The 10715-nt window shown below is 66.8% G+C and carries 12 protein-coding genes; 7 read left to right on the top strand and 5 right to left on the bottom strand.

The window, feature by feature from the left end:
• The first annotated feature begins 20 nt into the window (after positions 1-20).
• Entirely contained in the window at positions 21-521 is a 501-nt protein-coding gene (locus C556_RS21575) for a PEP-CTERM sorting domain-containing protein (protein WP_018747564.1), read from the top strand.
• Positions 522-588: 67 nt separating this feature from the next.
• Here the strand turns inward: C556_RS21575 and C556_RS0107185 are convergent, their stop codons facing one another.
• The 4 genes from C556_RS0107185 to C556_RS23610 all read right to left on the bottom strand — a co-directional run bounded on the left by C556_RS0107185 (position 589) and on the right by C556_RS23610 (position 5011).
• The gene (locus tag C556_RS0107185; RefSeq protein WP_018747563.1) at positions 589-1425 is read right to left on the bottom strand and encodes a sulfurtransferase; all 837 of its coding nucleotides are present in this window, start codon (positions 1423-1425) and stop codon (positions 589-591) included.
• Between the two features lie 147 nt (positions 1426-1572).
• Complete coding sequence (locus C556_RS0107180) at positions 1573-2751, bottom strand: acetyl-CoA C-acetyltransferase (RefSeq protein WP_018747562.1); 1179 nt, start codon at positions 2749-2751, stop codon at positions 1573-1575.
• A 54-nt stretch (positions 2752-2805) separates the two neighbouring features.
• Complete coding sequence (locus C556_RS0107175) at positions 2806-4536, bottom strand: PHA/PHB synthase family protein (RefSeq protein WP_051083217.1); 1731 nt, start codon at positions 4534-4536, stop codon at positions 2806-2808.
• A gap of 181 nt (positions 4537-4717) precedes the next feature.
• On the bottom strand, positions 4718-5011 hold the full coding sequence (locus C556_RS23610; protein WP_211214693.1) for a hypothetical protein: 294 nt from the start codon (positions 5009-5011) through the stop codon (positions 4718-4720).
• Here C556_RS23610 and pbpG point away from each other — a divergent pair.
• Positions 5010-5795 carry a D-alanyl-D-alanine endopeptidase gene (gene pbpG, locus C556_RS0107170; RefSeq protein ID WP_211214692.1) on the top strand — a complete coding sequence of 262 codons (786 nt, stop codon included), beginning with the start codon at positions 5010-5012 and terminating at the stop codon, positions 5793-5795. The genes C556_RS23610 and pbpG overlap by 2 nt on opposite strands.
• Before the next feature lie 174 nt (positions 5796-5969).
• On the opposite strand, the gene trxC is transcribed toward pbpG, so the two are convergent.
• On the bottom strand, positions 5970-6392 hold the full coding sequence (gene trxC, locus C556_RS0107165; protein WP_018747559.1) for a thioredoxin TrxC: 423 nt from the start codon (positions 6390-6392) through the stop codon (positions 5970-5972).
• 230 nt (positions 6393-6622) lie between these two features.
• Here trxC and C556_RS0107160 point away from each other — a divergent pair, with 230 nt between their 5' ends.
• The 5 genes from C556_RS0107160 (at position 6623) to C556_RS0107140 (ending at position 10578) form a co-directional block, all read left to right on the top strand.
• The gene (locus C556_RS0107160; RefSeq protein WP_018747558.1) at positions 6623-6931 is read left to right on the top strand and encodes an ArsR/SmtB family transcription factor; all 309 of its coding nucleotides are present in this window, start codon (positions 6623-6625) and stop codon (positions 6929-6931) included.
• On the top strand, positions 6928-7353 hold the full coding sequence (locus C556_RS0107155) for a YeeE/YedE family protein (protein ID WP_018747557.1): 426 nt from the start codon (positions 6928-6930) through the stop codon (positions 7351-7353). The genes C556_RS0107160 and C556_RS0107155 overlap by 4 nt, the downstream gene beginning before the upstream one ends.
• Positions 7354-7364: 11 nt before the next feature.
• Entirely contained in the window at positions 7365-7796 is a 432-nt protein-coding gene (locus C556_RS0107150; protein WP_018747556.1) for a YeeE/YedE family protein, read from the top strand.
• Positions 7797-7905: 109 nt separating this feature from the next.
• Positions 7906-9663, top strand: coding sequence for a SulP family inorganic anion transporter (locus tag C556_RS0107145; protein WP_018747555.1), 1758 nt, complete (start codon positions 7906-7908; stop codon positions 9661-9663).
• A gap of 39 nt (positions 9664-9702) precedes the next feature.
• Complete coding sequence (locus tag C556_RS0107140) at positions 9703-10578, top strand: SMP-30/gluconolactonase/LRE family protein (protein WP_018747554.1); 876 nt, start codon at positions 9703-9705, stop codon at positions 10576-10578.
• Positions 10579-10715 lie beyond the last annotated feature (137 nt).

The raw sequence follows: 10715 nt of genomic DNA, 5'->3' as shown, positions 1-10715 counted from the left end.
ACTGATATAGGAGTGTACACATGCGTCTGCCCCAAACCCTGATCGCCCTCGCTGTGGGCGCCGTGTTCGCCGCGTCGGCCAATGCCGCCGTGGTGTCCTCCGGCAGCCAGTCCTTCAGCCACGACAGCTTCCTGCTGTTCGGCGATTCCTTCACCTCCAGCTTCACCACCAACGACGCCGTGCTGGATGTCGACTTCAGCCCGACCGTGAATGGTTCGCTGTCCAACGTGCTGCTCGGTCTGTTCGACGTCACCGCGGGCAACTTCCTGGCCTTCAACAGCTTCAGCAGCACGGGCTTCCTGCACGACGGTCCGCGCAAGGTCGGCTTCGACTATTCGTTCGACGATCTGTCGCTGGTGAATGGCCACAACTATCTGTTCGGTGTGCTCGCGCTCGGCAACGACTACAGCGGCACGTTCTCCTACACCCTGACCAGCCCGGTTCCGGAGCCCGAGACCTACGCCCTGATGGGCCTGGGTCTGGCGGCCCTGATCGCGCGCCGTCGCAAGGCCGGCAAGTAATTCGGTCCTTCGCGTCAAACAAAAACCCCGTTCCTCGGAACGGGGTTTTTGTTTGGGCCGGATCGGCTCAGCGAGCCACCGGGCGCGCCGGATCGGCGCACCACTCGCTCCAGGACCCGGGATACAGCCGCGCCCCCGGCAGGCCGGCGGCTTCCAGCGCCAGCAGGTTGTGACATGCCGTCACCCCGGAGCCGCACTGGTGGACCGTCTCGCTCACGTCGCGCCCGGCCAGCAGCGCCTGCCATTCGGCCCGCAAGGCTTCGGGCGACTTGAAACGCCCGTCGTCGCCCAGGTTGGATTGGAAAAACCGATTGAGCGCGCCGGGGATATGGCCGCCGACGGGATCGAGCGTTTCGCCCTGCCCGGCGTAGCGCTCGGGGCTGCGCGCGTCGACCACCACGAATTGCGCCGCCTGCAGGTTGGCCAGCACGTCGGCGCTGTTCACCCGCATGGTCGAGCGCACGTCCGCCACGAAGCGCTGCTGCGGCAACGCGACCGGCGCGTCGCTCAGCGGCAACCCCGCCGCCTGCCAGGCGGGCAGGCCGCCGTCGAGCACCTGGACCGCGTCGTGTCCGAGCCAGCGCAGCAGCCACCACAGGCGCGCGGCGAACATGCCGCCCGACGCATCGTAGGCGACCACGTGGCTGTCGTTGCCGATGCCATGCGCGCCCAGCCACGCTGCCAGTTCGAGCGGATCCGGCAGGGGATGACGACCGTTGCCGCCGGTCTTGGTGCCCGACAGCACGTTGTCCAGATGGGCGAACAGCGCCCCCGGGATATGCCCGGCGGCATAGGCCGCTGCGCCGGCCTGCGGTTGCGCCAGGTCGTGGCGGCAATCGACCACCACCACGTTGGCGTTGTTCAGCAAGGTGTTCAGTCGATCGACGCTGATCAATGGCGACATCGGCATGCTCCTGACGGGGCCCGGGCGAAGCGGCGTGGCGCTGGAGCGCACGGCGATTCGCCTGCGGCAAAAAGGGGAAAGCGGCGTCCAGACGCCGGAACGCCCTCCGAAGAGGGCGTTCCGCATGTTACCTCAGCACCGGGTGGATCAGCGTTCGACGGCCAGCGCCACGCCCATGCCACCGCCGATGCACAGCGTCGCCAGGCCGCGCTTGGCGTCGCGGCGCTGCATTTCGTGCAGCAGCGTCACCAGCACGCGGGCGCCGGAAGCGCCGATCGGGTGGCCCAGTGCGATCGCGCCGCCGTTGACGTTGACGCGGTTCCAATCCCACTTCAGTTCGCGGGCCACGCCCAGCGCCTGCGCGGCGAAGGCTTCGTTGGCCTCGATCAGGTCGAGATCGGACAGCGACCAGCCGGCACGGCTCAGCGCCTTCTGGGTCGCCGGCACCGGGCCCATGCCCATGATGGTGGGGTCGACGCCGGCGGACGCGCTGGCGCGAATGGTGGCCAGCGGGGTCAGGCCCAGCTCGCGCGCCTTGGCCTCGGTCATCAGCAGCACCGCGGCGGCGCCGTCGTTGATGCCCGACGCGTTGCCGGCGGTGACGGTGCCTTCCTTGTCGAACGCCGCGCGCAGCTTGGACAGGCCTTCCATGGTCGCGTTGGTCTTGATGAACTCGTCGTTGTCGAACACCACCGGATCGCCCTTGCGCTGCGGGATCAGCACCGGAACGATCTCGTCCTTGAAGCGCCCGGCGGCCTGCGCGGCGGCGGCCTTCTGCTGCGACGCCAGCGCCAGTTCGTCCTGCTCGGTACGGCTGATGCCGTACTTCTTGGCGATGTTCTCGGCAGTGACGCCCATGTGGTACTGGTTGTACACGTCGGTCAGGCCGTCGTAGACCATGCTGTCGATCAATTGCGCATTGCCCATGCGGAAGCCGTCGCGGCTGCCGTTCAACAGGTGCGGCGTGGCGCTCATGTTCTCCTGGCCACCGGCGATGACGATGTCGCTGTCGCCGGTGAGGATGGCCTGCACGCCCAGCGCCACGGCCTTCAGGCCGGAGCCGCAGACCTGGTTGACGGTCAGGCCGGGCGTGGTGTCGGGCAGACCGGCGCGACGCAGTGCCTGGCGGGCGGGATTCTGGCCCAGCCCGGCGGTCAGCACGTTGCCCAGGATGACTTCACTGACTTGATCGGCGGCCACGCCGGTCTTTTCGAGGAGGGACTTGATGATGATCGCGCCCAGTTCGGGTGCGGAGACTTTGGCCAGGCTGCCGCCGAAATTGCCCAGGGCGGTCCGCTGTGCGGCCACGATTACTACATTGGTCATTGCTCATTCTCCAAGAGGTGGATTTAGTCCCGATTCCCTGATTTGGCGGTCGTTTCAGTCGACACGCTCTTTCACATATCGACCAGGTGCCGGCTCGATTTCTTTGTATTTGGTATTGCCCAACTTCTTGGGCGCCGCAACCTGCTTGCCCGCACGAGGCGACAGCCAGGCGGCCCAATCCTGCCACCAGCTGCCTGGCCGGGATTCGGCTTTTTCGAACCATTGCTCCGGATCGGCCGGCAATTCCTCGTTCACCCAGTAATTGCGCTTGTTGGCGGTGACCGGATTGATGGTGCCGGCGATATGACCGGAGGCGCCCAGCACGAAACGCAGCGGCCCCTTGAACAGACGGGTGGTGCCATAGGCGGAGCGCCACAGCACGATATGGTCCTCGCGCGCGGCGAACACGTAGGTGGGCAGAGTGATCCGGGTCAGATCGATGGGCACGCCGCACAGGCTGAACGAGTTGGGCTTGGTCAGGTTGTTCTTCAGGTACATGTTTTCCAGGAAGAACGTGTGCATCGGCAGCGCCAGGTTGGCCGAATCGTTGTTCCAGTACAGCAGGTCGAACGGCGGCGGCGTCTTGCCCTTGAGGTAGTTGTTGACCACGTAGTTCCAGATCAGGTCGTTGGCGCGCAGCGATGCGAAGGTGCGCGCCAGTTCCTTGCCGGACACCACGCCGCCCTGCGCCAGCTTCGGCTTGCGGGCATTGATCAGGTTCCAGTCGATGAAGTGCTTGATGTCGCCCGGCTCGGAGTGATCGAGGATCACCGTCATCAGGGTCAGCGATTCGAACCAGTCCAGCCCGCGCGACTGCATGACCGGGATGGCGGTGGACACCAGTTCGCCGCCGATGCAGAACGACAGCACGTTCATCTTTTCGCGACGGGTGATCTCGCGCACCACCTCGGCGGCGCGGATCACGCCCTGCTCGATGTAGTCGTCCCAGACCAGCTTGCCTTGCTCCGGCTGCACCGATTTCCACGACACCAGGAAGGTGGTGTACCCCTGCTCGACCACCCAGCGCACCATCGAATTCTCGGGCTGGAGATCCATGATGTAGTACTTGTTCACGCACGGCGGCACGATCAGCAGCGGCACTTCGTAGACCTTGGCGGTGCTCGGCGTGTATTGCAGCAACTGGAACAGGTCGTTCTCGTAGACCACGGCGCCCGGCGTCACCGCCAGGTTGCGGCCCACTTCGAACACGCTTTCGTCGGTGGTGGTGATCAGGCCCTTCTGCACGTCGGTCAGCATTTTCTGCATGCCGGCGGCCAGGCTCTCGCCCTTGGTCTCCTGGGCGAGCTTGAGCACTTCGGGATTGGTCAGCGCGAAGTTGGCCGGGCTGATCGCATCGACGTACTGGCGGGTGAAGAACTCGATCTTCTCGCGCATGCCGTCGTCGGTGGCGGCGGCGGAAACCGACTCCATCAGCCACTTGGAGGTCAGCAGGTAGTTCTGCTTGATGAAGGAGAACAGCGGGTCTTCCCATTCCGGCGCATTGAAGCGGCGATCGCCCCTTTCGGGCTCGATCAGCTTCAGCGGCGGCTTGGCGCCGATCAGGCCCAGCCAGAGGTCGAGCTGGGCGCGATAGTATTCGGTCTGCTTTTCGATCCACTCAGGGCGGCTGTTCAATGCCGCCAGCCAGGAAGCCTGCGCCGTGCTGCCAGCCGGGGCCTGGGCGCCGCCGAGCGAATTGGAGGTGTGTTCCCAATGCTGCCACCATTGGCGGTTGGCATCGTTCAGTTGTTGCAATAGCGTTTGGAAATTCGGTGGATTCAACACGGTTCACTCCGCAGGATGGTGGACGGTAATAGACGTGCTTCTATCCGGGATCGATTCCGGGCCATCGTCATAAGCAATGGGGGATAGCACTTATTTTGTGCAACGCAGCATACAAAACTCCCCGTTTTGGCGCAAGCCAGGAGAAATCACTCTCGAAATTGCATGCAATTTCAGATGGTTCTCATTGATTAAACATGACATTTTTGGAATCGTTGCTTAAAATCAGCAGCAACTGATAGACAAGATTGCCCGGGATAAGCGCGGGGAGGCAAGAAATGCGTAATTGGATCAATATGTTGGGCTTGGCCGTTTTGGCCGCCGCCTTGACGTTGCCTGCCCAAGCGGCACAGAAAACCACCGAGAAGCAAGCCAGCAGCAAGCAAAGCGCCTCGGCCAAGCGCGCCAAGCGCAACAGCAACCTCAGTAAGGAAGCGACTGCCAAGGCGCGCGACAGCGTCAATGTGTCGCGTGCCATGACCGCGGTCGAGCATCCGGGCGTGCAATCGGCCGGCGTGCTGGTGATGAACGAAAACACCGGCGAAGTCGTGTACCAGAAGAGTGCCGACGACGTGGCGCCGATCGCCTCGATCACCAAGCTGATGACCGCCATGGTGGTGCTCGATGCCGCCCTGCCGATGAACGAACTGCTGACCATCGGCCCGGAAGACGTCGACCTGCTGAAGAACACCTCGTCGCGACTCGGCGTCGGCACCTCGCTCACCCGCGCCGAAATGCTGCTGCTGGCGTTGATGTCGTCGGAAAACCGCGCCGCCTCGGCGCTGTCGCGCTACTACCCCGGCGGTCACGCGGCTTTCCTCAAGCGGATGAACGACAAGGCGCGCGAGCTGGGCATGGTGCATACCCGCTTCTTCGACGCCACCGGCCTGACCCCGAACAACGTGTCCACTCCGCGCGAACTGGCGCGCATGGTGGTCGCGGCGCGGCAGTATCCCGAGATCCACCACTTCACCACGTCGAGCGAGTATTCCTTCGTCTCGAACATCACCGGCCGCGAGTTGCAGTTCCGCAACACCAACCCGCTGGTGCGCGAAGGCGACTGGAACATCGGCCTGTCCAAGACCGGCTACACCAACGAGGCCGGGCGCTGTCTGGTGATGCAGGCCACCATCGGCGGCTCGCCGGTGGTGATGGTATTGCTGGATTCCGCCGGCAAGTACACCCGGATCGGCGACGCCACCCGCGTGCGCAAATGGCTGGAGACCAGCCCCTACGCCCGACTGCACGCCGGCACCTTCTGATAGCAGCCAACAAATTCCAGCGGAGCGGTTCTGGCAAGGAGCGCGAAACGCAGACAGTACAAGGCGTACGGCAAGTTTCGCGCGACGCAGCCAGAAGGAATTTGTTGGCTGCTCTGAGCTTGGCACAACGAAAAACGGCGCCCTTGGGCGCCGTTTTGCATTGGGTCGCGTCGTTCAGAAGAACTGCGTCAGCCACGCCTTGAACTGGCCCGCCGGCAGCGCCCCGCTCATCCGTTCCAGTTCCTGCCCGTGTTCGAACACGGCGATGGTCGGAATGCTGCGCACCTTGTATTGCGTCCCCAGCGCCGGCTGGGCCTCGGTGTCGATCTTCACGAACAGCGCCTGGCCGGCATACGCCTCGGCGGCGGAAGCAAAGCCCGGCGCGAACGCCTTGCACGGGCCACACCACGGCGCCCAGAAATCGACGATCACCGGCACCTTGCTGTACTTCACCAGATCGGCAAAGTTCTCGGCCGTGCCGGCGATCGGCACACCCGCCAGCAACGGCTGGTGACAGGCGCCGCAGTTGGGGTTCTCGCTCAGCCGGGCCGGCTCCAGGCGGTTGCCGGTGTGGCAGTGGGGACATTCGACGATCATGGCGCTCCTCCGGGTTTATGGGCGGCATCTGGCGCCGCCGGGTATGGATTTGGGTCCGATTATGAACAGGTTTGCCGCGGGCCGGAACGCGGCGGGCCGCATCGCCCGGGCCGTGGCACCCGCTACACCCGGTCGCCGCAAGTGCTTCGACCTCATCTTGCGGCGAAAATCTTCTTTTCAAACATAATATATTTTTATATTATGAATAAACATATATTGAAGGAACGAACGTGGACATCGCCAAGCTGCGCGACGCCGCCGGACAGGCCGCAACGCTGCTGAAGCTGCTCGCCAACGAGGATCGCCTGCTGCTGCTGTGCCAGATGGTCGAGCAGGAGCGCTGCGTCTCCGACCTGGAAACGCTCACCGGTATCCGTCAGCCCACGCTCTCGCAACAACTGGGCGTGCTGCGGGCGGAACAGGTGGTCGATACGCGGCGCGAAGGCAAGCGCATCTACTACCGGCTGGCCAGCGAGGAAGTCCGGGCCACGCTCGCCCTGCTCTATCAGCTCTACTGCAACCAGGAAAACGCCAAATGACCATCGATTGGGCCTCGTTCACCCCCTGGAGCGCGCTGGCCGGCGGCGCGCTGATCGGCCTTGCCGCCAGCCTGCTGGCGCTGGGTGCCGGCCGCATCGCCGGCATCAGCGGCATCGTCGGCAACCTGGTCGGCGGCACGCCGGCACGCTGGCAACTGGCCTTCGTGGCGGGATTGCTGGCCGCGCCCGTCGCCTGGCTGCTGCTGGCGGATGCGCCATCGTTCCGGCTCGATGCCGGGCCCGTTCTGCAAATCATCGCCGGGCTGCTGGTCGGCATCGGCACACGCTACGCCAACGGTTGCACCAGCGGCCACGGGGTCTGCGGGCTGTCGCGCCTGTCGCTGCGCTCGTTGAGCGCCGTGCTGGCGTTCATGGGCGCCGGCTTCGTCACCGTCTACCTGCTGCGCCACGCGCTCGCCTGAGGAGTTTCGTCATGAACGCCAAATCCACCTGGGTGGCCTTCGCCAGCGGCCTGCTGTTCGGCGTCGGCCTGATCGTGTCCGGCATGGCCAATCCGGCCAAGGTGCTGGGCTTCCTGGACCTGGCCGGCCAGTGGGACCCGAGCCTGACCCTGGTGATGGGTGGCGCCATCGCCGTCGGCCTGCTCGGCTTCGGCTGGGCGCGCCGCCGTACCACCACGCTGTTCGATCACGCGCCGCTCCAGTTGCCGGACAACCGCCGCATCGACCGACGCCTGATCCTGGGCAGCATCGCCTTCGGCGTCGGCTGGGGCCTTGCCGGCATCTGCCCGGGGCCGGCGGTGGTGGCGCTGGTGCTCGCCCCCGGCCAGGCCTGGCCGTTCGTGGCCGCGATGCTCGCCGGCTTCTGGCTGTACGGGCGGCTGGCGCGGGGCGGCCGGGGCTAGGGCGAATCGGCTTCGATCGCACCAAAGATCCTCCGCTACGCTCATGTCCCGCGTGGGCATGTCGCACGAAGCGGACTAAGATGCCCGGATCGCCGCCCCCGTCCCCGCCATGCCGAGTCCCCGTCGCGCGCTGTTCCATCCCCTGCTCGATCACCTTCGCCCCGGCCGCCACTGGCTGCCGCTGCTGAACTGGCTACCCGGCTACCATCGCCACCTGTTCCTCGCCGACTTCGGCGCCAGCCTGATCGTGGCGGCGCTGCTGATCCCGCAGGCCATCGCCTACGCGCTGCTGGCCGGACTGCCGCCGCAGACCGGCCTGTACGCCAGCACGCTGCCGCTGCTGGCCTACGCGCTGTTCGGCAGCGCGATGACGCAGTCGGTGGGGCCCACGGCGCTGACCTCGATGATGACCGCCAGCGCGCTCGCCCCCATCGCCGCGCGCGGCGAGGACCCGATCGCCGCGGCGCTGCTGCTGGCGCTGCTGTCCGGGGCGATGCTGATCGCCTGCGGCCTGCTGCGGCTGGGCAGGATCACCCAGTTGCTGTCGCACCCGGTGGTCAGCGGCTTCACCAGCGGCACCGCCATCCTGATCGCGCTGGGCCAGCTCGGCCCGCTGTTGCAATTGCCGCTCTCCGGCAACCTCGTCCCCGCGCTGCTCGGGGGCCTGTGGCGGGCGCTGCCGCAGGTCTCGGCCGCCGCGCTGTCGTTCGGACTGCTGGCGCTGGCCGCGTTCGCGCTCGGCAGCGAGCTGCTGCCCGGCCTGTTGCGCCGCCTGGGCGTGCCGCCGCGACACGCCGGCTGGGCCGGCCGGCTGGCGCCGTTGCCGATCCTGGCCGCCCTGGCGGTCTACGCGACCTACGCCCCGGGCAATCCAACCCTGGTCGGCCCGCTGCCCACCGCGGCCCTGGTGCTCGAATGGCCCAGCTTCACCCCGGACGAAGTGGCCACGCTGTGGCTGCCGGCGCTGCTGCTGGGGCTGGTCGGCTTCCTGCAGAGCATCACCATCTCGCAGAGCCTGGCGCTGGCGCGCGGCGAAACCGTGTCGCCGGACCAGGAACTGATCGCCTTGGGCGCGGCCAACATCGCGGCCGGCGTCGCCGGCGCCCTGCCGGTCAGCGGCGGTTTCGCCCGCACCGCGGTCAACGCCAATGCCGGTGCGCGCACGCCTCTGTCCGGGGTGTTGGCCGCCGGCTGGGTGCTGCTGGTGGCGGCATGGCTGTCGCCGCTGCTGCAAGCGCTGCCGCGTGCGGCGCTGGCCGCGACCATCATCCTCGCCTCGCTCAAGCTGATCGATCTGCGCCTGCTGCTGGCCACCTGGCGCTACGACAAGCGCGACGCCGCCGCCCTGCTGGCGACACTGCTGGTCACGTTGTGCTTCGGCGCGCTGCCCGGCATCGGCAGCGGCGTGCTGTTGTCTCTGGCGCTGTTCATCCACCGCGTCAGCCAGCCGCAGGTGGTCGTGGTCGGACGGCTGCCGGGCACCGAGCACTTCCGCAATATCGAGCGCTTCCCGGTGCAGACCTGGCCCGGATTGCTGCTGTTGCGCGTCGACGAGAGCCTTTACTTCGGCAACGCGCAGGCGGTGCAGCTGCGCGTGGCCGAGCTGCTGGCCCGCCACCCCGATACCCGCGACGCGGTGCTGATCCTCTCCGGCGTCGCCAGCATCGACTTCAGCGCGGCCGAAGCGCTGGCGCAACTCGACCACGGTCTGGCCAAGCGCGGCGTCACGCTGTACCTGGCCGAGCTGAAAGTACCGCTGCGCCAGGCGCTGGTCGGCAGCGGGCTGCTCGATCCGCTGCTGGAGCGCACCTTCCTCAGCGCGCAACACGCGGTGCTCGGGCTGGCCGGGTGGCGCGGCGAACGCTAAGGTATCGACCGACCCCGTGACCAAGGAAACTCCCACCCCATGAACGTGCAAGCACTCGGCAACACCCGTTTCGGCCTGTCGGAAGGCATTCTCTGGGATGACCGCCTGGAAGCGCTGTGGTGGACCGACATCCACGCCGCCACGCTGTGGCAGTTCCATCCCGGCAGCGGCGTCGAGCGCAGCTGGCACCTGCCGGAGCGGCTGGGCTGCTTCGCCTTGACCGCGCAGACCGGCGTGCTGCTGCTGGGCCTGGAACAGGGGCTGGCGCGCTTCGACAGCGCCAGCGGCCAACTGACGCAACTGGTGCCGGTGGCGGCGAACCAGCCCAATCACCGCGTCAATGACGGCCGCTGCGACCGGGCCGGCAACTTCGTATTCGGCACGCTGAACGAGGGCGGCACCGACAAGACCGCCGGCTTCTACCGCTACACCCGCGACGGCGATTTGCAGCGGCTGTCGCTGCCGGGCGTGGCGATCTCCAACAGCATCTGCTTCAGCCCGGACGGCGGCACGATGTATTTCTGCGATTCACCGGCCAAACGCATCATGGCCTGCGACTACGACGAAGCCAGCGGCCGCACTGGCAACATCCGCGTGTTCGCCGACCTCAGCCGCGGCCAGGCCGACCCGGACGGCGCCATCGTCGATGCCGAGGGCTGCCTGTGGAGCGCCGAATGGGGCGGCTCGCGGGTGGTGCGCTACAACCCGCACGGCCAGCCGCTGCGCGAGATCGCGCTACCCACCGGGCAGATCACCTGCCTGGCGCTGGGCGGGCCGGTGCTCGATACGCTGTACGTGACCAGCGCCAGCGCCGGCATGGACGACGCGGCCCGGGCCGCGGACCGCAACGCCGGGGCAGTGTTCCGCATCGACGGCGCCGGGGTGCGCGGCCTGCCGGAGTGCCGCTTCGGCTGAGGTGTGAGGTGTGAGGCGTGAGGCGTGAGGCGTGAAGCGTGCGGCGTGAGGCGTGAGGCGTGAGGCGTGAGGCGTGAGGCGTGAGGCGTGAGGCGTGAGGCGTGAGGCGTGAGGCGTGAGGCGTGAGGCGTGAGGCG

The organism is Chitiniphilus shinanonensis DSM 23277, assembly GCF_000374805.1.
GTDB classification, from domain to species: Bacteria; Pseudomonadota; Gammaproteobacteria; order Burkholderiales; family Chitinibacteraceae; genus Chitiniphilus; species Chitiniphilus shinanonensis.
Note: the sequence above shows the minus strand (reverse complement) of the source record. Positions and strands in the feature narration are given on the sequence as shown.

What these genes read in the sequence shown, in the direction of transcription:
- C556_RS21575 (WP_018747564.1), top strand. Translation starts at nt 21, where the DNA reads ATGCGTCTGCCCCAAACCCTGATCGCCCTCGCTGTGGGCGCCGTGTTC.
- C556_RS0107185 (WP_018747563.1), bottom strand. Translation starts at nt 1,425, where the DNA reads ATGTCGCCATTGATCAGCGTCGATCGACTGAACACCTTGCTGAACAAC.
- C556_RS0107180 (WP_018747562.1), bottom strand. Translation starts at nt 2,751, where the DNA reads ATGACCAATGTAGTAATCGTGGCCGCACAGCGGACCGCCCTGGGCAAT.
- pbpG (WP_211214692.1), top strand. Translation starts at nt 5,010, where the DNA reads ATGACCGCGGTCGAGCATCCGGGCGTGCAATCGGCCGGCGTGCTGGTG.
- C556_RS23610 (WP_211214693.1), bottom strand. Translation starts at nt 5,011, where the DNA reads ATGGCACGCGACACATTGACGCTGTCGCGCGCCTTGGCAGTCGCTTCC.
- trxC (WP_018747559.1), bottom strand. Translation starts at nt 6,392, where the DNA reads ATGATCGTCGAATGTCCCCACTGCCACACCGGCAACCGCCTGGAGCCG.
- C556_RS0107155 (WP_018747557.1), top strand. Translation starts at nt 6,928, where the DNA reads ATGACCATCGATTGGGCCTCGTTCACCCCCTGGAGCGCGCTGGCCGGC.
- C556_RS0107150 (WP_018747556.1), top strand. Translation starts at nt 7,365, where the DNA reads ATGAACGCCAAATCCACCTGGGTGGCCTTCGCCAGCGGCCTGCTGTTC.
- C556_RS0107145 (WP_018747555.1), top strand. Translation starts at nt 7,906, where the DNA reads ATGCCGAGTCCCCGTCGCGCGCTGTTCCATCCCCTGCTCGATCACCTT.
- C556_RS0107140 (WP_018747554.1), top strand. Translation starts at nt 9,703, where the DNA reads ATGAACGTGCAAGCACTCGGCAACACCCGTTTCGGCCTGTCGGAAGGC.